We start from the raw sequence: 20,752 nt of genomic DNA on the forward strand, positions 1-20,752 counted from the left end.
GGCGGCGCGGTGCGCGACATGCCCGATCTCAACCAGCAGTTCGCGGACATGACCGCGCTCGGCCGCGTCGGCGTGCCCGACGACATCGGGCCGATGGTCGCCAGCCTGCTCGGCCCCGACAACCGCTGGATCAACGCGCAGCGCATCGAAGTATCGGGCGGCCAGGCCATCTGACGATGACGGTCGCTCACCGAGCCGCCGAAGCACGAATAAGAGGCGCGACGATGGGCGATCAACACGATGCGGCTTCAGCGAACGCCGGGATCGGCCAGTCGCGGCGTACCCTGCTTGCGGGAGGCGCCGCGATAGCGATCGGACTGCCGCTGATGTCGTTCGCGACGCCGGCACTACAGGGTGCCTCGCGAGCGGCCCGACTTTCCCCTGAACCTGCCGGAGGCTCCATGCCCAAGATCATCATCCACGCCGCCGACGGCACGTTCGACCCGAAAGGGCGCGCGGCGCTGACGACCGAACTCACCGACTTCGCGCTCGACTGCGAGGCGCTGCCGAAGTCGCCGTTCATGAAGTCCACCGTCTGGACCTACTTCAACACCTATCCGGCTGACGCCGTGTTCATGGGCGGCGCGCCGGCGCACGCCAGGATCATCAGCGTGCAGATGTTCGTGGTGGCCGGCGGCATGAACGATGTTGCCAAGGAGAAGCTCATCAAGGGCGCCACGGAAATCCTGGGCCGCCACTCTGCGGCGCACGGCGCCGTGCCGGTCTACATCGTCCTGCAGGAGATCCCGGAAAGCAACTGGGGCTTCATGGGCGAAACCGCCGACCTCGGCGCCATGCGCGCGTCACCCCCCGACAAGCCTGCTCTCTGATCCCTCAGTAGTGCGTAACCTCACCCAAAAGGAAAAAATCAATGACCAACATCCTCATTGTACTATCGGCGACCGACACGTGGACCCGCGCGGACGGGTCCGCCTATGAGAGCGGCGTCTGGGCGGAAGAGTTCGTCGTCATGGACGAGACGTTCCGCCAGGCGGGGGCAACCGTCGACATCGCCACGCCGGGCGGCGTACGCGCGACGATCGATCAGCACAGCATGGATCCGGGGACCGTGGGCAAGGAAAATGTCGATCATTTTCGGACCTACCTTCAGTCGGTCGAGGATCGCATGGCGAAGCCGCTGGTGCTCGCCGACGTCGTGACCAGCCGCTACGATGCGATCGTCATCCCCGGTGGTCATGGCCCGGTCGAGGATCTGTACAAGGATGCCGACATGGGTCGCGTGCTCACCGAGGCGGAAAGCACGTCCAAGATCATCGCGCCGGTATGTCACGGTCAGGCCGCGTTGCTGGCCGCGAAGGATAACGACGGCAAGTGGCTGTTCGCGGGCCGCCGCATGACCGCGTTCAGCGATGAGGAGGAAGTCGAGCTCGGCACTGCCGACAACGCTCCATGGCTGCTGGCCGACACGCTGCGCAAGGCTGGCGCGACTTACGACAAGGGACCGAACTGGGGTGCGTTCATCGTACGGGATGGCAACCTGCTCACGGGCCAGAACCCCGCCTCGTCGAAGCCGCTCGCGGAGGCGGTGATCGCAGCCTTGAACTAACCCAGGCCCGGCCGAGCCGGGCGTGCTATAGCAGCTGCGGCTGGGTCGATACCCAGCCGCAGCCGTAAAAACCGGCTCGCGGCGATGTTGCAGCACTGCTGGCTCGCGCCTGCATGATATCGATCATGTCGGCATCGGTGAACAAGTCGCAAGGAATCGTTCGGTTTCCTTGCGGTCGATGTGAGCCGTTCCAAACGGCTCGCCGGTGATGAGACAACCCGTTGCGGAACCAGTGCCACGCTCCAGAAAGGCATTGTTCTTTTCTGGCGGGATAGCCGGTGCTGATCGGGTATGTGCGGGTGTCGAAGTCGGATGGCATGCAGACGCTCGCGCCGCAGCGCGCCGAGCTGCCTGCGGCCGGCGTCGATCCGAAGCGCATCTACGAGGACCTCGCTTCCGGTCCAGCATTATTCGCACCGCGGAGCCGGATCGAGCTGCGCCTTCGCTGCAGGCGCGTCGAGCAGGAACCACATTTCCGCGATCTTGCCGTCCCGCACGCGGTAGAAGGCGAACTCGGCAATCCTCATAGCCCTGCCGGTTGGTTTGACGCCCAGCCATTCCTGCTCCGGCGTTCCCGTGTCGGTCAGGCGTGAACCGCCCCGGGGTTTGCCGGAGGCCATGGGTTGTGAGTCACGCTGCCATATCGATGTTGTCCGCAGCAGCATAATATTGATCTTCTGCTTCGGCAAGCGGGATGTTGCCGATGGGCTGCAGCAGCCGGCGATGGTTGAACCAGTCGACCCATTCCAGCGTGGCGTACTCGACGGCTTCGAAGCTGCGCCAGGGCCCGCGGCGGTGGATCACCTCGGCCTTGTAGAGGCCGTTGATCGTTTCGGCCAAAGCGTTGTCGTAACTGTCGCCGACGCTGCCGACCGAGGGCTCGATTCCGGCCTCGGCAAGGCGCTCGGTGTACTTGATGGACACATATTGCGAGCCGCGGTCGCTATGGTGGACCAGGCCGCCGCGATGAACCGGGCGTCGATCGTGAAGCGCCTGCTCGAGCGCATCCAGGACGAAGCTGGCGTGTGCCGTCCTGCTGGCCCGCCACCCGACGATCCGGCGGGCATAGGTGTCGATGACGAAGGCGACGTAGACGAACCCCGCCCAGGTCGCGACGTAGGTGAAGTCCGACACCCACAGTCTGTTCGGCGCGGGGGCGTAGAATTGGCGGTTGACGTGGTCGAGCGGGCACGGCGCTGCCTTGTCGCTGATGGTCGTGCGCACCGGTTTGCCGCGGATCACGCCTGCCAGGCCCATCTCGCGCATCAACCGTTCCACGGTGCAACGGGCGATCGGGAAGCCCTCCCGCATCATCTGCCGCCAGACCTTGCGCACGCCGTAGACCGCGAAGTTCTCGGCGAACACGCGAGCGATCTCGGGCTTGAGGACCACATCCCGCTGCGCCCGTGCCGACAGGCGTGTCGGATCCTTTCGCTGCGCAACGTGCTCGTGGTAGGTGGATGGGGCGATCGGCAGAACACGGCAGATCGGCTCGACCCCATAGTCATCGCGGTAATCGTCGATGAACGCGATCATCGCCGGAACGGGCGGTCGAGCTCCGCCTGTGCGAAATATGCCGATGCCTTGCGCAGGATCTCATTGGCTTGGCGCAATTCGCGGTTCTCGCGCTCCAACGCCTTGAGCTTGTCCGCGACCTCGGTCGGAACCCCGGCGCGCTTGCCGCTGTCGACCTCGGCCTTCTTCACCCACTCATGCAGCGTCTGCGGCACGCAGCCGATCTTCTCCGCAATGGAAACCACCGCCGCCCATCGCGACAGATGGTCGCGCTCGTGATCCAGCACCATCCGCACCGCTCGTTCGCGGACCTCGGGCGAAAACTTGTTCGTCGTCTTGCTCGTCATGGCTCCACCTTCTCAGGAGTTGGAGCCTCCGACAAACCCGGGGCGATTCAGTTTCGGTGCAGCCGGAGGCTGCACCGAAGGGGTGACGGATGCTTGAAAAAAGACATCGATTGTCTGAAGTCTAAGCGAGCAGACCTGCAGCTTGCCCACAGAGTCGATGTAGCGGTCCGTAGTAGCTGAACCGCTTAAGACGCCTTTTGGAAAGCGTCGGCTCGGCTCCGCTTCAGGACTTCCATGGCTGCCGCACATTGCTCTCGGCAAGAAATCGCCAGATCGAACACCGAGCGGGGCGAGATGCGCCAGGCGGCCGAGGCGGGGGGGCGGGCACTCTGCCGGGCGGACCCTGCCCGAGCCGCTCTTCGTGCCGGCGTTGATCGAAGCGGCGCCGTCGCCTGCGAAGCGGAGCAGGCCGCGACGGCGAGGCCCGCTGGCCGCGGTCGAGCTGGAGATCGATGGCGTCGCGGTGAAGATCGCGCGCGGGGCGGATGCCGGGTGATCGCGGCGATGATCGATGCGCTAAAGACCGGGGTGTGATCGGCCCCGGCACGGATGCGCGCGTCCTGATGGCGACCAAGCCCGTCGACTTGCGCAACGGTAGCCATCTGTAGCGCTCCGCCAAGCTGTAGGCCGACGAGACCACCGCCCCCGTGCTGGATCCAGGACGCGGTCGCATCAAGACCGGGCAACTATGGGCACCGACCGGCCCTGGGGAGGAACGGATCCACCCGCGGTCGCGTACGTCTACGCGCCCGACCCGAAGGCGGAGCGGTCGATCGAGCACAGGGTGGGCTTGAAGGGCGTGCTCCACGTGGACAGGCATGGCGGCTACGCCGCCCTGGCGCGGCGCGGGGACGTCGCGCTCGCCTTCTGTTGAGCACATGCGCGCCGCCGCTTCTACGAACTGGCCAAGGCGGGCGCGCCAGCGGTCGCGGCGGACGTGCTGGCGCGCATCGCCCGACTGTACGCGGTCTAGCAGGACGTGCGCGGCCGGTCGCCTGAAGAGCGTCGCGCCGGTCGCCAAGAACGTAGCCGGCCCGTGGTCGACGAGCTGCACGCGCTACTCGACGCCAAGCTGGCCCAGGCCAGCCGCAAGAACGCTCTCTTCGCCGGATTCGATGACGGCGGAAACCATTGGGCAGTGACCGCGTCGCTGATCGAGACGGCTAAGCTGAACGACGTCGATCCGCAGGCTTGGCTGGCCGATACGCTCGCCCGGCTCGCCGCCGGCCATCACGCGACCGCGCTCGATGCACTCATGCCTTGGGATCACGCCCGCCGCGAGGGCTGAGAACATCGGGGAACCCACACCGGGGTCAGCTCCCCCGCGCGGAGCAGCTTGGCCAGGCCGATCGCGCCGCGCCTGTTGGTCTTCACCCGTTCGCCACCTCGCCCCGGGATCAGCGACGGCGCGACCACGTCGCAGCGATAGCCCATGCCGGTGATCAACCGGTGGAGGCCGTAGCTGGTCGGGCCGGCTTCGTAGCAGGAATGCGCCCGCTCGTGCTTGGCGACGATCCGCTGCGCCACTCGCCGCATCGCCTTCGGCGAGGCGTCGACCTCACCCAGGAACCGCACCTCGCCTCCGCGATCGCCATCGGAATTCGCGAACGTGTCACGAGCCTTCGACACGTCGATCCCGACGAGAACCTCTGTATGATGGTCCACGGCTCGCTCCCTGCGATAAGGATCGGCTCGGCCCCTCCTGAGCAATCCTCGGCCGCGCAGTGTGGGGCGAGCCACCCCTACACAGAGCCGGCATACGGTCAAAAGAGAGTATGCGCCCAGCGTGCAGCCTGGTGATCGAGCGCGCTGTAACCGTTGTCGCAGGCGAGGCCAGCATGCTGCAACGAAGCCGATGGCGATTGAGGCACGTAGAGCTTGTTTATACGCAGATATGCAGGCTGGTACTGCCGACACCAATGCTGGCCGAAGTCACTTGTTTCCGTCACCGGTAGCTGTATTAAGTGCGGTTGACCCGTGTCCGTGCGCAAGCCGACCGGCCAAGCGCTGGGACGTTAGCTGGGCCTCCTGCCGCCCCAGCCATATCCCCGGTCTGTCGCCATCGGAGGCTCGCTCCTCGCTGCCTACCTGGCGACTGTAGCGAAACGCCAATCCCTCCATCTGCGCGAGGGGCAGCGGCAGCGCAGGGGCGGCCAGCCGGGGATCGGTCCAGCCGAGCACCGTGCAGGTATCTCGATCAGCATACAGGGCGTTCGCCCGCGACGGATATGCAGCCGCATCGTCGGCATGCAGCTTGATCAGGAACAGATCGGGGTCGTTGGCCGTGTAAAGCGCGCGAGAGAGCCGTCCGCTCGGCGCAATTGCGGCGTAGGCGGTGGTGTTCCATTGTCGGGCGCCCGGAACAAGCTGGCGAACAGGCCCAACGCAGGCTCCGCGCCGCGCTCTTGCCCCACGAAGGCGCCCGGCGTGCATCGCGCCGTCGCAGGTGAACGTAAAGGTGAATTGGCAACGGTGTGTCGCTCGGCGCCCTGGAACACGACTCCGCGCACCGTTTTGGGGAATGCCGAGTGGTGGACGCGGTTGAGCACGACCAGGCGACAGCGCGCTCTTCCTGGGCATCGTAGCCCGCTTCGAAGAAGGCTGCGGCGGCCAGGCAATCCTGCGCCCGTGCGGCATTTGCCCACGGTGAAAATGGGGCTGAAAGGCCGGGTCGCCGGGCCTGCGCTGACGGCGAGCGGCACCGCTGCGTTGATCGCCCGTGCATACGCCACCGCGACCGGCGCGAAGCGGATCGGTTTGACCGCAGGCAGAACGTTTTCCGCACCGCGATCCGCTTTTCCGGCAGCAAACGGCCCGGTTCGGGATGGGCGGAGAGCGTAAACCAGCGCGCGGTTGCCGAAGAGGTCGCCTCCTTGAAGCCGATCCGCCTACCAGCTTCGATCTCGCGCTCCGGGCGCACGCAGTGGCCAGCGGCAAGGTCGGGACGCGGCGCGCAGACGTCGCCAACCACGAGATTTCGGAAGCCGAGATCGAAACCGGCCAGGGCACCCGCGACCCCGCCGTTGTGGTCGCGATCGGCGCCGCCCGGACTGGGATGGACGTCGTATTTCTCGAAATGGAAAGCCCCGAAGCCTTCGACCCGGGGACCGGTAAACGTCGGATCGATGCCCTCTGCAGTGGAGGGGACCGCGATCGCCGTGCGGTGCGGCATGGCACTCTCCTGCCCAGTCGGTTATGCGCTTGCCAACAGCGGGCGGGCGTCCGTACCGGTCATCACGCCGCAATGGCGCATGGGCGGGAATTCTGCCGGGTTTCGGAGTGTCGATGTCTACCAAGTTCGAATTTGCGCCACGCGCGCTCCTGTTCGGTTCGGTTGCGCTGGCGTGCCTGGCAGCCGGCACCCCTGGCGCGGCCCAGATCCCCAGCGCCGTTTTTGCCGGTCAGCCCCAAAATTATGGTCAGAACGGAGCGACCGACCAGCAGGCGCAGACCAATGTGCAGCAGCAACCGGTCGCGCCCTCGATCGCGCCGACCGCCCCGCCGCCCTCGATCAGTGCAGTGCCGGCGCAGGCCGCGCAGCTCAGCCAGCAGGTCCAGACCGAAGGAACCAACCGGGCGACCACCCGGGCGACCGAGGCAGGGATCACCACCCCGCTCGGCGAGCGCCTGCCGCCGACACCGCCGGGCGAATACGAGACCTATGTCGCGCAGGTGCTCGGGCGCAGCGTGCCGCGCTTCGGCGCCTCGCTGCTGCTACCCTCGGCGCGCAACTTCACGCCACCGTCTACCGCTGCGGTACCACCCGATTACCAGCTCAATCCCGGCGACGAGATCCTGGTCGGGCTGACCGGATCGGTTCAGTCGGAACTGCGCCTGACGCTCGACAACAACGGGGCTGTCTTCATTCCGCGTGTCGGTCGGGTCAGTCTGGTGGGGGTGCGCTACGGCGATCTCGCGGGCGCGCTGTCGCGCCGGATCAGCGACGAATATCGCGATTATCGCATCGCAGTCAGCATCGCCCAGCTACACGGTATCCGCGTCTATGTGACGGGCTATGCCGCCAATCCCGGCGCCTATACCGTCAGCAGCCTGTCGACCCTGGTCAATACGGTGCTCGCCGGCGGCGGCCCGACCGCGGGCGGCAGCTTCCGATCGATCCAGGTGCGGCGCGGCGGCAAGCTGGTCGGCGACTTCGACGTGTACGACCTGCTGCTGCGCGGCGACAAGTCCAAGGACATCGTTCTGCAGGACGAGGACGTCGTCTTCATCGCGCCGGTCGGCCCGCAAATCGCGCTGACGGGCAGCGTCAACGCCGAGGCGATCTACGAGACGAAGCCGGGCGAGAGCATCGCCGAGGTGCTCCGCTATGCCGGCGGTCTCTCCACGCTTGCCGATCCGACTCGGACAGTGGTGTCGCGGCTGTCGGAGCTCGACCGGCGCGGCTGGGTGCAGCTCAGCCTGGCGGACGCCAGCACGAGTCCGATTGCGGGCGGCGATATCCTGCGCTTCCTCTCGGTTGCCGATTATGCCCGACCGCTGGAACGCCAGAACATCCTGGTCACCATCGAAGGGCAGGTTGATCGCCCCGGGCATTATTACCTGCCCGCGAACGCGACCATGGCGGACGCGCTGACGATGGCGGGGGGGCTCACCGGGCGCGCCTTCGTCTACGGTGCCGAATTCGATCGCGCCCGTGTGCAGCAGCAGCAGCAGCGGAGCTTCGACGAGGCGCTGCAGCAGCTGGAACTGAGCCTGGCCGCGGCGCCGCTGTCGCAATCGGTGACCGATCTGAACGACGCCGCATTGCGCGCGCAGCAGCTCGCCGCCGCGCGCGCCGTGGTGGACCGGCTGCGCGCCGCGCGACCGGACGGGCGCGTGGTGCTCGAAACCGAGCCCGATTCGATCGCCTTGCCGCTCGAAACGGTGATGGAGAACAACGACAGGCTCTACATTCCGCCGACCCCGACCACGGTGGGCGTGTTCGGCGCGGTGTTCCGGCCGGGGTCGTTCCAGGTGAACCGGGCTCGTCGCATCAGCGACTATCTGGAGCTTGCCGGTGGCGAGCAGCGGGTCGCCGACAAGCGCGAGATCTTCGTGGTGCGCGCCAACGGATCGGTGGTGACCCGTAAACGCGGCGCATTGAAGGCGCGCGCGCTCCCCGGCGATGTGGTCTTCGTGCCGGTCAGGACGCAGAGCTCAACCTTCTGGACTCGCGTTCGCGACATCTCGGGGCTGCTGTTGAGCGCCGGCGTCACGGCCGCCGCGATCGCGGCACTGACAAATTGAGGCAGCCGGTGTTCGTTCTCGATCGCCTCATGGGCATTACTTGGGTGCGGCGCGTTGCCGTGCGGCGGAGCGTGCTCGTCGTTGTAGCCCTTGTCCTTTTGCTTCTGACCCTGTTTCCGGAACGCCACCGTGCGCTGGTCAAGTTGACGCCCCCGGATTCGAGTGCGCAAGGCCTTGCCGCGGTACTCGGCGGCCTCGGCGCCAGCTACAGCACGCTGCTGACCGCGCAGCCCGCCGAGATCGACCTCACCGTCGCGCGCAGCTGGGACGTTCTCCGCGCGGTCGCCGCCCGGCTGAACCTGATCAATGGCAAGACACCGCGCGACGAGGTCGGCCGCACTCTCGTCAAGCTGGACCGCAAGATCGAGATCACGGCGCTGCGCGGCGGCATTCTCCAGATCGAGATGAAGGATCGCGACCCGGACGCCGCGCTGGCCGCGGTGGATGCGTTCGCGACCGTGCTGCGGCAGCGCCTGTCCGACCTCAGCAAGCGTCAGGTCGCCTACAAGCGCGAAATCCTCGATCAGCGGCTGGCGGAGGCGGAGCGCGGCGTCCAGCAGGCGCAAACCCAACTCACCGCGTTTCGGCGCGTCAACGCTCTGCCCGCGCCGCAGGAGCAGCTTTCGCAAGCGGTGGTGACCCTCAACACGCTGGAGGGATCATTGCAGGCGAAGGAAGCCGAACTGGCAACGCTGCAGCGCTTCGCCGGCCCCGAGAACTATCAGGTCAAGCGCCTGCAGACCGAGATCGCCGTCACCAGACGTCAGCTCGCCGAAGAACGCTCGCGGCAACAGTCTTCGGGATCGGGCGCATCCGCGGCGAACCTGGTCGAGATCAACACCCGCTACGGCGATCTGCTACGCAATCTCAGCTTCGCACAATCGCTTTACCAGTCGTACATCCGCTATCTCGAAGGGTCGGCGGTCGAGGAACTGACCGCCCAATATTCGCTGGAGCGGCTCGAATCGACCCATCTTGACCCGGCGCGTCAGTATAATGCGATTCCGCTGGCGCTGCTGATCCTGGTTCTGCTGCTCGCCACCGCCGCCGAGTTGTACATGGTCGCTCCGCCGGTTCTCGGCGTAAACGATCCGATGGGACAACGCCGGTCCGATCCGTGACCCGGCACGGCTTTCCGCGCAAGGACATGATGCTCCCGCGGTGGGTCGAGGGCGTCGGCGCCGCGGTCCTGATCGGGACCATCGTCAACGCGTATCTGTTCCTGCGCACCAACGGATTCCTGCCGCCCCCGTTCTTCTTCAATTACCGCGATTCGCTGATGGACGGCTACAACACCGCCGCCTGGTCGTTCCGAAACGGCGCCTACGAGATATGGCGCTCGGTGTATCCGCCGATCTCCTTTGCATGGTTCAAGCTGTTCGCGACCGGCTCCTGCTACGCCGGGTCCGAGGTGTTCGCGCGCGACTGCGACTGGTGGCTGCGCACTGCAATGCTGGGATTCTTCTTCGGCAACGTCGTGCTGGTCTGGGTAGCGTACCGCAGGACCAATCGCGCCACGGCGCTCCCCCGCGCCATCGCGGTCGGGCTCGGCATGCCGATGCTGTACGCGCTCGAGCGAGCCAACCTGATCATTCCGGCGTTCACGTTCTTCGTACTCGCCTACGGACCCTTGGTGAAAAGCGCGCGCTGGCGCTGGGTCTGTGCCGCCGCCGCGGCCAATTTCAAACCGTATCTGCTGGCGGCCATCTTTTCGACGCTGCTGCGCCGCCAATGGCGGTGGTTCGAGGGCGCCATCGTCGCTTGCGTCGTCGTGTACGTCGTGACGTGGCTTATCGTCGGCGACGGCACGCCGATGCAGATCCTGCGCAATACCGTCATCTTCGCGGATTCGGGCCGCATCGCGGACTGGCCGGTGGCGCACTATCCGTCCTCCTATCTGCCGCTTCACGCCTTTCTGGGCGAAAGCAAGGGACCGCTGGTCAAGCTACTCGGCTCGGGCCCGCTCGATCTCGCTGCCTGGCTGCTGCCTGTGCTGATGCGCGGCAGCCAAGTCCTGGCAATGGCCGCTGCCGCGGCGATCTGGGTGAAGCCCGAACTGTTTCCGCGAACACGCAGCGCGGCACTGGCGGTGATGGTTGCGCTGAGCCTTCAGGAGACCGGCGGCTATGCGGTGTGCTTTGCCATGTTCCTGGTCTTCTTCGAAGAGGGGCGCGGATTTTGCCGCATCGCTGCATTGCTGATCGCCTATCTGCTGAACATGTGCTACGACTATTTCCTGGTGCAACTCGACTTCCAGCTCATGGTCGAAAGCTATCTGGGCGGTCGTCCGGTCTCCGCATCCTACGGTCTGAGCGTCGGCACCCTCTTGCGTCCGGCCGGACTGCTGCTGATCATGGACCTTCTCGCCTTCGCGACGCTGCATCGGTTATGGGCCGCGCTTCGCGCCGAGGGCAGGGTGCGCATGCCGGCCTGGCTTCGCGTTTCCCGCCCGACGCCTTCAACAGCTGATTGACCTCATGATCTCCGATATCTCTCCCGACATCTCGCCCTCCGATGTCTCGCCCCCCGAAATCTCGCCTCCCGATATCTCGGTCGTCTGCCCCTGCTACAACGAGGAAGCCAACGTCGAGGCCATCGCGGCCGCGGTGATCGCGCAGCTGGAGCAATGCGACGTCAGCTTCGAATATCTGTTCATCGACAACGCCTCTACCGACCGCACGGTGGAGATCGTCCGCGCGATGTGCGCGCGCGATGCCCGGATCAAGCTGATCGCCAACACCCGCAATTTCGGCCAGATGCGCTCGCCGACCCACTGCATCTACGCGACTTCGGGCCGCGCGGTGATCGGCATCGCGTCCGATTTCCAGGATCCGCCCGAGCTGATCCCCGAATTCATCCGCCGCTGGCGCGCGGGCGCGCCGATCGTGCTGGGTACCCGCATCGTCGAGAAGAGCAGCTGGTGGCTAGGGCTCGGCCGCAAGATCGCTTACGGCTTCCTTGAGAAGTTCGGCGATTATTCGATCGTGCCGCACGCCACCGGCTTCGGGCTCTACGACCGTCGCGTCGTCGACCTGCTGGCGGGGCTGCACGAGCCCGAGCCGTTCTTTCGCGGCATGCTGGTCGAAAGCGGTTACGGAATCGAGACGGTGCCGCACGCTCGCGCGCCGCGCCAACGCGGCATATCGTCCAATACCTTCCTGCGCCTTGCCGATTTCGCGCTGTCGGGGCTGGCGGGCTCCGCCAAGAAGCTGTTGCGGCTGCCGTTCCTGCTGGCGGTCGTCTCGGCGCTGCTGGCCGGGCTGACGGTCGCGGCGGCGCTGCTGAGCTGGGTGCTGGACGGGCCGGCGGGCTGGTTCTGGATGGCCGCGCTGATCGAGGGCAATGCCGCGCTGGTGTTCCTGGCGCTGGGCTTCATGGGCGACCAAGTGCGGCTGATCTCCGAGCGCACCCGCGGCACGCCGCTGGTGGTCGAGCGCGAAAGGATCAACTTTGCGGAAGGTTGAGGCGCGCCTCGTCGCGATCCATCCCCGGCTTGGCCAGTTCGCCGGTCTGGTGCGCTATTACGGTATCGCCGCGATCAACACCCTGTGGGGCTACGGCGTCTACGCAGGTCTGGTGGCGCTCGGCCTCAACCTGTTCGCCGCGCAGATCATCGCGCACTGCCTGGGGGTGGCGTTCAACTATTTTTCGTACAGCCTGGGCGTGTTCCAGCGGCCGCCGCAGTCCAAGCTCGCCTACCTGATGGCTTATGGCGTCAACTATCTGGTCAGCGTATCCTTCCTGGCGCTGTTTCACGCGCTCGGGCTCACGCCCTATCTGGCGGGGCTATGCGCGTTGGTCTGCTCGTCGCTCCTCAACTTCCTGGTGCTCAGCCGCATCGTGTTCCGCCCGCCGCCTCAAGGCACAGCGTAGAGCACGGTGTCGAAGCCGTTGTAGCCGTGCTGGCGGATGAACAGTCGGTGATCGGGCAGGCGATCGTGGATCAGCAGCGGCAGCTCCCACAGGTCCTCGGGGCGATGGTAGATGCTGATCGCGATCGCCGGGCGTGCGCGTGCGAGCGTCTCGCGCATCCCCGACAGCGCCGCGCGCTCTGCGCCCTCGATGTCGAGCTTGACATAATTGGGGGAGATGCCCGGCAGCACCTCGTCGAGCGCGACGATCTGGATCACGGTGTCGCCGTTCTCCGCGGCGTGGCTCCCCGCCGCTTCGCCCGACGCAAAGCGGATTTGCTCGGCACGCTCGCCGAGCCCACAGGGGAACAGCGCGGTACGCGCCATCGGCGCTTCGCGTGCGGTGGCGACCAGCGCTCTGAAATTCACCGGATCGGGCTCGAAGGCGTACCATTCGCCCAGCGTGCGCCCGGATGCGGTGAGCGCAGGCCAGGCGTCGCCGGTGAAGGCGCCGCCATCGACCAGCCGGAGCGGCGCGCGGGTCAGCGGCACGTCGGGTGGGAAATATTGCGAGGGCAGGTGCGAAGGGGGGTGATCGGCGAGATCGGCCGAGATGCGAAACGCCGCGATTCCATCCAGCACCGCGCGCGAGGCGTCGTCAGCCAACAATGGCGCCAGCCGGTCGAGCTCGTCGAGATGCCGCGCCGTATGGCCGCGCCCGGTAAGCCAATAGCTGCCGAGTGCGGGGCCGAGCAGGTCAGGAAGCTCGGCGGGCACGACGACGTCGGCAAAGCCATGCGCCGCGCCCCAGGCGTGGATGGGCCGCAGATCGGCAGCGAAATTGTGGACGCCGACGACCAGCGTCGCTCCCGCCGCCATCGCCGGAGTCAGCGAGTCTGGGGCCACCGCGGGCACGGGCTGGCCGGCGGCAAAGGCTGGATCGTTCGCCCGACGGTCTATGACGCCGCGAACATCGACACCGGCGTCCCGCAGCACCCGGATCGCCAGCAGGCCATAGCCGCCCGCGCCATAGACCCAGCAGCCCTGCGCCAGTCGCTCGCGCAAGGCGGTCGCTGAACGACGCTGCTCCACCCGCTCGTGTAGTCGCCCGAGACGATCCGACAGCGTGCCCAAGGCGGCTTCAGCAAGCATGTCCAATCCTTATCCGTTCGCCGCCGTCCTTACGGCGCCGTCCCGCGGCTGCCAAGGTTGCGCGGGCGCCGTCGCTTGGGCACACCGCAAAGCGTGAACGGATTTTCTTCGATCGATCGCCGCGACATGCTGCGCGGCATTCCGCTGGCAGGACTGCTGGCCGCAGCCGAGGCCGCGCCGGGTGCCGCCGTGGGTCAGGTGCTTCGGGTGCCCGGCGCCGGCATCGTACTGGCCGCCGGCAGCTACCGCGTCGATCGCGACATGACAGTCACCGGCGACGTCTTGCTGATGCCCGGCGTGCGAATCGACGTGGCGCGCGGCTCCACCCTGACGTTCACCGGCGATTTTCAGGCATCCGCCGCGCCGGTCTTCGCAGGCGCGGGGCGGGTCGATCTCAACGTCAGCCGGGTGCTGACGGCGCGGCCCGAATGGTGGGGCGCGGTCGCCGGCGACCCGCGCATCGACTGCCTGCCCGCACTCGAAGCCGCGATCGCCGCGCACGGCTGCGTCGCACTGATCGCGGCGGATTACCACATCTCGGCCACGCTCCGCATCGCGCTGCCCGGTCGCCGGATCGAGGGACGGACCGGCTCCGCAGGCGGGCGCACCACCGTCAGTCGCCTGGTGCTGACCCGCGCCGACGGCGACGTGGTCCAGGTCGGGCCCGATCGCGACCCGGGCGGTCCGGGCGCTTTCGTGACCGGGATCGTGTTGCACCAGCTCGAACTGGCGCGCTCGGTCGCGGTGGCACCTGGCGGCTCGCTCGAACGCGGCGGGCCGGCGGGCCTGCGCGTCCAATATGCCGTGGCCTGCCGGTTCGAGAATTTGACCTCGGTGGAACATGCCGCGGGCTATGTGATGCGCGGCGTGGTGCGCAGCTTTCTGCGCAATTGCAGCGCCTATCGCTCTCGGCCGAGTGCGGACGGGGCCGGGGCGGGCGAGGGGTTCGTGGGTTTCCTGTTCGACGGCTCCGCCGACTTCGGCCTCGCAGGCGGCAACGCCTCGCTCTACGTCGACGAATGCGTGGTCAGCACGGGTGGAGTGCCCAGGCTGGCGCGTTCGATCGGCGCCTATCTGCCCGGCGCCTTTGCCGACATCTTCCTGACCCGGTTCGAGATGGCGACCATGACCGACGGGATCGTCGTCGACGGGCTGGCGAGCGAGGGCAACAGCCGGCGCGCACGTACCGGCAACGGCGACCTCCACATCACCGCCCCCATCCTGGACTCGGTCAGCCATGCCGGGCTGACGCTCTCCCGGCTCTCGCCTTACGGCGTGGTCGACGTGATCGATCCCTATATCGCGGTCGTGCCGGGCAGCCTCGCCGCGATCCACGTCCACGACGGCGGCGGCATGACGACGATCACCGGCGGGCAGCTGATCGGCTGGGGCGATGCCGATGGCGGCGGCAACGCGGTCGGCGTTCACGCGGTCAACGCCGCGGGACTGAGCGTGCGCGGGCTGAAGATCCTGGGCCATCGCCGTCCGGTGGGGCTGACCGGCTGCCGCGACTTCGACATCGACGTGGCGATCCACAACCCCGCGCAGATTGCGTCGCAGGCCGCGGTGCAATTGGCCGCATGCGACCGCGGGACGGTGCACGCGCGGGTGACCGGCGGGGCGGGGGTCTTTCCCCAGGGCGTGCGCCTCGACGGCCAGGCCAACAACCATGTCGCGGTCGAGGTGATCGGCGTGAACCCCGCCGCGATCGCCGGGGGGCAGGCCAATGCGCTGGTCTGGGACCGCACGCCGGTGCGCGCGGCCGGCGCGTTCGGGACCAACCAGGCGACGGGCGTGATCGCATGACCGCGATCGACGCGCGTCCCGTGGTGATCACCGGGCCCACCGGCTGGATCGGCCGGGCGATGCTGATGCGACTGGCGCACGCGCGCGGCCCCGGCTGGGGCGCGTCGGTCAGGTTGTTCGGCTCGCGGACGAGCGATCTCACTGCCGCGGACGGCAGCGTGCTGCCGGTGCGGCCGCTGGAGACGCTGACCGGCGCCGACGTGGAGGGTGCGATCGTCGTCCACCTCGCCTATTTGACCAAGGAGAAGGCCGAGTTGCTCGGCGAGCGCCGCTTTATCGACACCAACTTAGGGATCGACGACCGGCTGCTTGCTGCGCTGGAAGAGGGGGCCCCGCATGCGGTGTTCGTCGCCTCCTCCGGCGCGGCGGCGCTTGCGGCGCAGGGCCGCGACCGGCACCCGTACGGCCTTGCCAAGCTGCGCCAGGAAGACCGTCTGCTCGCATGGGGCGCACGCACCGGTGTGCCGGTGATCGCAGGGCGCATCTGGAACATCGCCGGGCCGTTCATGAACAAGGCCGAATCCTATGCCCTCGGCAATATGCTGACTCAAGCGCGCACGACCGGCACGATCCGTGTCGCAGCAGCGGTGCCGGTGTTTCGCTCCTTTCTCCACGTCGGCGACCTCTGCGACCTGGCCTTGTCGGCGCTGTCGGCCGGGATCGGCTGCGCCGCACCGGTCGACCTGTGCGGGGCGGAAGCGCTGGAGATGGGCGATCTGGCCGCGCGGGTCGCGGCCTTGGTCGGCCTGGGGGATGCTGCGATCACGCGCCCCCCGATCGACTGGCAGCGGCCCAGCGTCTACATTGGGGACTTCGCCGCGACCAGGACTCTGGCCATGCGGCTCGGGCTTCCAATTGCCGGATTCGATCAACAGCTCGTCGACACCGACCGGTGGATCTTCGGCAATTCTGAGCCAGATCAATAAGGTTAGGGCGGCAGCGCTTGCAGGCGAAGACCGCTTCTATTAACCGGATCGCTCACATCGGTGTGTTCGGTCGATCGCAAGCGACCGGCGCTCCCAAGGCGCACCAGCGCGGAACTCCGGCACAGGATGCCGACACGCAAGGGGAAGTCATGTCGACCTCGATATTCGACGATCTGTTCGTCCTCGAACTGGCCAACAATCATTGGGGCAAGATCGATCGCGGGCTGAAGATCATTCGCGATTTCGCCAAGGTCGTGCGCGCCAATGGCGTCAAGGCATCGATCAAGCTGCAGTTTCGCGACGTGGACACCTTTGTCCACCCCGATTTTCGCGACCGCTCGGACGTGCGCTACATCAAAAAGACGATCGACACCCAGCTTCCCTGGAACAGCCTGCGCCAGATGGTGGAGGCGATCCGGGCTGAGGGCATGCTGACCATGGTGACCCCCTTTGACGAAGCCAGCGTTGACAAATGCGTCGAATTCGGCGTCGACGTGCTCAAGATCGCCAGTTCCGACATTCGCGACAAGACGCTGCTGCGCCGGATGGCCGCGGCCGGCCTGCCCGTGGTCGCCTCGTCGGGCGGTGCCAACGAACAGCATATCGACGATCTGGTGGCGTTCTTCACGTCGCGCAACGTGCCCTTCGCGCTCAACCATTGCGTGTCGCTCTACCCGTCCGAGGACAGTGAGCTCGAACTGAACCAGATCGATTACCTGCGCGCGCGCTATCCCGGCATCACCATCGGCTTGTCGACCCACGAGCATCGCGACTGGCACGATTCGGTGATGATCGCTTATGGCAAGGGTGCCCGCACGTTCGAACGGCACATCGACATCGACCACGAAGGCGTGCCGGTCAGTTCCTATTGCACCCAGCCGCATCAGGCCGATACCTGGTTCAAGGCGTTCAACAAGGCGCGCGAGATGTGCGGCGGGGCCGCGCATGCGCGCCGCGACGTGCCCGAGAAGGAGGTCCGCTACCTCGATGCGCTGGTGCGCGGCGCCTATGCGCGGCACGACCTGCCGGCCGGCCATGTCCTTAACGACGCCGATGTCTATCTGGCGGTGCCGTTGCTCAAGGGCCAGATCTCGAGCCGCGAGTTCGCCACCGGCGAGACGTTGCGCGAAGCGGTCAAGGCGGATGCGCCGATCGCTCTGGGTGCGGTGGAGGCAGCTTACGCCGCCGATCCGGAGCTGCGCGCGCTGATCGCCGATCGCGGCATGGACTATGTCGATGCCGCCGAGATCATGCCGCGCGCCGTCGCCTGACCACCTGTATGTCGTGACTTTCCTGCCCCGTCGCGGCTCGGTCCGCGGCGGGGCAATGCATATCGAGGATCCTTCATGCCCGACGTCCGGCTTTCCGACTATGTCGCTACCGTCATCGCGGCGCACGGCGTCCGCCACGTCTTCATGCTGACCGGGGGCGGCGCGATGCACCTCAACGATGCGCTGGGCCGGGCCGAGGGCCTGCGCTACGTGTGCTGCCATCACGAACAGGCGCTCGCCATGGCGGCGGAGAGCTATACGCGCCTGTCCGGCCGGCTCGCCGCGGTCAATGTCACCACCGGACCCGGCGGCATCAACGCGCTCAACGGGGTTCACGGTGCCTATACCGATTCGATCGCGATGATTGTCGTGTCGGGCCAGGTGAAGCGCGAGACCTTGCGCGGCAACGCGCCGGTCCGGTTGCGGCAATTGGGCGACCAGGAGGCGGACACCATCGCCATGGTTACGCCGGTCACCAAATTCGCGGTGATGGTTCAGGACGCGCGCGACATCCGCTACCTCATGGAAAAGGCCTTGTGGCTCGCGACGACCGGCCGGCCGGGTCCGGTGTGGGTCGACATCCCCATCGACATCCAGGCCGCGCGGATCGATCCCGACACCTTGCGCGGCTTCGATCCACGCGTCGAAGGCTATGGCCGCGATTACGCGCTGCCGGCCGAATATGGCTGGCTGACCGGCGAGCCGCTGCGCGATGCGGCGCGCAAGGTCATCGCCGCGTTCAAGACGGCCGAGCGGCCGGTGCTGCTGCCCGGCACCGGCGTGCGTATTTCGGGGGCGCACGACCTTTTCCTGGAGGTCGCCGAGCGGTTGGGTGCGGCGATCGCGCCGGGCTGGAACGCGCAGGACGTGGTCGATGACGACCACCCGCTCTACGTCGGCCGCCCCGGTACCGTCGGCGACCGGTCGGGCAATTTCGCGGTGCAGAACGCCGACCTGCTGCTGGTGCTCGGCTGCCGGCTCAACATCCGCCAGATCTCTTACAATTTCGCGTCCTTCGCGCGGGCGGCGAAAAAGATCATGGTCGATGTCGACGCTGCCGAGCTCGGCAAGCCGACGCTGTCGATCGACATGCCGGTCCACGCCGAGCTGAAGCAGTTCCTGACGGTGCTGCTGGAGGAGCTCGACGGCTACGAAGCCCCCGCGGCGCATCGCCGCTACGTCGATTGGGCGATGGAGCGGCGACGGCGCTACAGCCCAGTGCTGCCCGAATATTGGGACACGCAGGGGGTGGTGAACCCCTATTGCTTCACCGAAGTGTTGTTCGAGCAGCTGGCGCCGCACGAGGTGATCGTGATGGCCGACGCGACCGCGGCGGTGGTCACCGTCCAGGCGGCGAAGCTGAAGGCGTGCCAGCGCATTTTCTCCAACTCGGGCGCGGCCTCGATGGGCTACGATCTGCCGGCGACGATCGGCGCCTGGCACGCGATGGTGGATCAACGGGGGCCGGAGCGCGCGCAGCGGATCATCTGCATGGCGGGCGACGGCAGCATCATGCAGAACCTCCAGGAACTGCAGACCATCGTGGGGCAGCGCATTCCGGCCAAGATCTTCCTCTACAACAACTCCGGTTACCACTCGATCCGGCAGTCGCAGCAATCGCATTTCAACGGCTTCTCGGTCGGTTGCGGTCCGGATTCGGGAGTGACCTTTCCCGACTTCGGCAAGATCGCGACCGCCTTCGGGTTCGATTACGTCACCACCAGCGATCACGCGACCATGGCGGATGCGATCCGGCAGACGCTGGCGAGCCCGGGACCTGCGATCTGCGAGGTGTTCATCGACAAGGCCCAGAACTTCGCGCCCAAGCTGTCGTCGCGGGTGCGCGAGGACGGCACCATGGTGACCGCGCCGCTCGAGGACCTCGCCCCCTTCCTCCCGCGTGAGGAGCTGGCGGCGAACATGCTGATCCCGCTGATGAACTGAGGCCGCGTGCCGCGGAGCGCGATCCTGTTCGACCTCGACGGCACGCTGGTCGACAGCGCCCGCGACATCGCGGCCGCGCTGACCCGGCTCAGCGTCGAGCGCGGGGGCCAGGCGGTAGCGGTCGACAGGGTGCGGCCGCTGGTCAGCCTGGGCGCGGCCACGCTGGTCGCAACGGCGCTTGGGCCGGTGGCCGACGACCCGCAGCAAGACCTGGCGGCGTTCCGCGCACTGCTGCGCGATGCACCGTCCGATCCGGCGATCGTCTACCCCGATGTGGAATGGGCGCTGGCGGCGCTGGTAGATGCCGGCTGGCGGCTTGCGGTGGTGACCAACAAGCCCGAATCGCTGGCCGTGGCGCTGCTGCACACGCACTGCCTCGACCGTTTCTTCGCCTGTGTCGCCGGCGGCGACACCGCCGCGCGCGCCAAGCCCGATCCCGCGCCGCTACGACATGCGCTGGCGGCGCTAGGCGCTACGCCCGAGATAGCGCTGTTCGTCGGCGACAGCGAGGTCGATGCGGCGGCCGCGGCGGCGCTGGCCATCCCGCTGCTGCTCTATGCCGGCGGTTACGGCGTCGATGCCGTCGCCGAGAAGGATGCCGCCGGCCGCTTCGACGGCTTCGCCGACCTGCCGGCACTCGCCGCCGCGCATCGATAGAGGTGGTTGCGCTCGCACCGCATCATCCGCGATTCGGAAATTGAAATTGTACCGAAATACATCCGCCGCGCCAAAACGATGAGGCCGGCCGCGCGGTCAGTGTTGACACGCCGCCAGGAAAGGCGTGACAAGGTAATCCTGTAATCAGCGTAGAGTCGATGTTCCAGGCGGTCGACGTGGTGCTTTCCTGCCACGTGTCGCTGGGAGATGATGGTGACGCGATGTCCATCGCTTGTACCGGCCCTGCCGTTGCCGTCCATTCGCCGGTTGCGCGTCTATGCGTTCGACCCGCAATCGTCGGTGGAACTCGACACCGCGATCATCAACGATTCGAGGCTGTTGAAAAACGGCTGCTTGCGACGGTGTCGAGGGCGTGATTCACTCCTGCAAGGCGGTAGGGGGATCACGGACATGATGGGTCGGCAGGTGGCACAGGGCGCGCTGTTCTACGGTTTTCGGCTCGATGAGC

At 66.9% G+C, this 20,752-nt stretch carries 17 protein-coding genes, 2 pseudogenes and 1 other annotated feature; of the genes and pseudogenes, 15 read left to right on the forward strand and 4 right to left on the reverse strand.

Translation table 11 applies throughout. The features are described 5' to 3' along the window. The first annotated feature begins 401 nt into the window (after positions 1 to 401). Entirely contained in the window at positions 402 to 830 is a 429-nt protein-coding gene (locus tag ACE5C1_RS14100) for a 4-oxalocrotonate tautomerase family protein (protein ID WP_374944707.1), read from the forward strand. Positions 831 to 871: 41 nt separating this feature from the next. Beyond that, entirely contained in the window at positions 872 to 1,567 is a 696-nt protein-coding gene (locus ACE5C1_RS14105) for a type 1 glutamine amidotransferase domain-containing protein (protein ID WP_374944708.1), read from the forward strand. A 407-nt stretch (positions 1,568 to 1,974) separates the two neighbouring features. On the opposite strand, the gene ACE5C1_RS14110 is transcribed toward ACE5C1_RS14105, so the two are convergent. Both ACE5C1_RS14110 and ACE5C1_RS14115 read right to left on the reverse strand, forming a co-directional pair. Then, positions 1,975 to 2,232 carry an ester cyclase gene (locus tag ACE5C1_RS14110; protein ID WP_374944709.1) on the reverse strand — a complete coding sequence of 86 codons (258 nt, stop codon included), beginning with the start codon at positions 2,230 to 2,232 and terminating at the stop codon, positions 1,975 to 1,977. Further along, a protein-coding gene (locus tag ACE5C1_RS14115; RefSeq protein ID WP_374944710.1) for an IS3 family transposase occupies positions 2,198 to 3,429 on the reverse strand; the annotation gives its coding sequence in 2 pieces (ribosomal slippage) (positions 2,198 to 3,132 and positions 3,132 to 3,429; 1,233 coding nt in all). Before ACE5C1_RS14115 ends, ACE5C1_RS14110 begins: the two co-directional genes overlap by 35 nt. After that, positions 3,029 to 3,145, reverse strand: a sequence feature (AL1L pseudoknot). It overlaps the preceding gene by 117 nt. A gap of 361 nt (positions 3,430 to 3,790) precedes the next feature. Between ACE5C1_RS14115 and ACE5C1_RS14120 the strand changes: the two genes are divergently transcribed. Then, entirely contained in the window at positions 3,791 to 3,925 is a 135-nt protein-coding gene (locus ACE5C1_RS14120) for a hypothetical protein (RefSeq protein WP_374944711.1), read from the forward strand. A gap of 130 nt (positions 3,926 to 4,055) precedes the next feature. Further along, a pseudogene (locus tag ACE5C1_RS14125) lies at positions 4,056 to 4,717 on the forward strand (transposase); the annotation flags it as partial. 8 nt (positions 4,718 to 4,725) lie between these two features. Here ACE5C1_RS14125 and ACE5C1_RS14130 read toward each other — a convergent pair. Continuing rightward, positions 4,726 to 5,094 (reverse strand): annotated as a pseudogene (locus tag ACE5C1_RS14130) (IS110 family transposase); the annotation flags it as partial. Between the two features lie 1,620 nt (positions 5,095 to 6,714). Between ACE5C1_RS14130 and ACE5C1_RS14135 the strand changes: the two are divergent. The 5 genes from ACE5C1_RS14135 to ACE5C1_RS14155 all read left to right on the forward strand — a co-directional run bounded on the left by ACE5C1_RS14135 (position 6,715) and on the right by ACE5C1_RS14155 (position 12,549). Then, on the forward strand, positions 6,715 to 8,676 hold the full coding sequence (locus ACE5C1_RS14135; RefSeq protein WP_374944712.1) for an SLBB domain-containing protein: 1,962 nt from the start codon (positions 6,715 to 6,717) through the stop codon (positions 8,674 to 8,676). Positions 8,677 to 8,774: 98 nt separating this feature from the next. Beyond that, on the forward strand, positions 8,775 to 9,797 hold the full coding sequence (locus ACE5C1_RS14140; RefSeq protein ID WP_374944713.1) for a hypothetical protein: 1,023 nt from the start codon (positions 8,775 to 8,777) through the stop codon (positions 9,795 to 9,797). Between the two features lie 26 nt (positions 9,798 to 9,823). Then, the gene (locus ACE5C1_RS14145) at positions 9,824 to 11,149 is read left to right on the forward strand and encodes a hypothetical protein (protein ID WP_374944714.1); all 1,326 of its coding nucleotides are present in this window, start codon (positions 9,824 to 9,826) and stop codon (positions 11,147 to 11,149) included. A 4-nt stretch (positions 11,150 to 11,153) separates the two neighbouring features. Next, positions 11,154 to 12,140, forward strand: a complete 987-nt coding sequence (locus ACE5C1_RS14150; protein ID WP_374944715.1) for a glycosyltransferase family 2 protein — start codon at positions 11,154 to 11,156, stop codon at positions 12,138 to 12,140. Next, entirely contained in the window at positions 12,127 to 12,549 is a 423-nt protein-coding gene (locus ACE5C1_RS14155) for a GtrA family protein (RefSeq protein ID WP_374944716.1), read from the forward strand. The genes ACE5C1_RS14150 and ACE5C1_RS14155 overlap by 14 nt, the downstream gene beginning before the upstream one ends. Here ACE5C1_RS14155 and ACE5C1_RS14160 read toward each other — a convergent pair. Next, on the reverse strand, positions 12,534 to 13,679 hold the full coding sequence (locus ACE5C1_RS14160; protein ID WP_374944717.1) for an FkbM family methyltransferase: 1,146 nt from the start codon (positions 13,677 to 13,679) through the stop codon (positions 12,534 to 12,536). The genes ACE5C1_RS14155 and ACE5C1_RS14160 overlap by 16 nt on opposite strands. A gap of 126 nt (positions 13,680 to 13,805) precedes the next feature. Between ACE5C1_RS14160 and ACE5C1_RS14165 the strand changes: the two genes are divergently transcribed. The 6 genes from ACE5C1_RS14165 to ACE5C1_RS14190 form a co-directional block, all read left to right on the forward strand. Then, a complete protein-coding gene (locus ACE5C1_RS14165) occupies positions 13,806 to 15,485 on the forward strand; it encodes a hypothetical protein (protein WP_374944718.1) in 1,680 nt (559 codons plus the stop codon). After that, the gene (locus ACE5C1_RS14170; protein WP_374944719.1) at positions 15,482 to 16,411 is read left to right on the forward strand and encodes an NAD-dependent epimerase/dehydratase family protein; all 930 of its coding nucleotides are present in this window, start codon (positions 15,482 to 15,484) and stop codon (positions 16,409 to 16,411) included. The genes ACE5C1_RS14165 and ACE5C1_RS14170 overlap by 4 nt, the downstream gene beginning before the upstream one ends. Positions 16,412 to 16,560: 149 nt before the next feature. Beyond that, complete coding sequence (locus ACE5C1_RS14175; protein ID WP_374944720.1) at positions 16,561 to 17,682, forward strand: N-acetylneuraminate synthase family protein; 1,122 nt, start codon at positions 16,561 to 16,563, stop codon at positions 17,680 to 17,682. Positions 17,683 to 17,757: 75 nt separating this feature from the next. Beyond that, positions 17,758 to 19,626 (forward strand): thiamine pyrophosphate-binding protein, encoded by a 1,869-nt coding sequence (locus ACE5C1_RS14180; RefSeq protein ID WP_374944721.1) that lies wholly within the window; start codon positions 17,758 to 17,760, stop codon positions 19,624 to 19,626. Positions 19,627 to 19,632: 6 nt separating this feature from the next. Continuing rightward, positions 19,633 to 20,283, forward strand: a complete 651-nt coding sequence (locus tag ACE5C1_RS14185) for an HAD family hydrolase (protein ID WP_374944722.1) — start codon at positions 19,633 to 19,635, stop codon at positions 20,281 to 20,283. 267 nt (positions 20,284 to 20,550) lie between these two features. After that, a partial coding sequence (locus tag ACE5C1_RS14190) for a hypothetical protein (RefSeq protein WP_374944723.1) occupies positions 20,551 to 20,752 on the forward strand: 202 nt, incomplete at its 3' end.

It is taken from the genome of Sphingomonas sp. (assembly GCF_964263785.1).
Taxonomy (GTDB): Bacteria; Pseudomonadota; Alphaproteobacteria; order Sphingomonadales; family Sphingomonadaceae; genus Sphingomonas.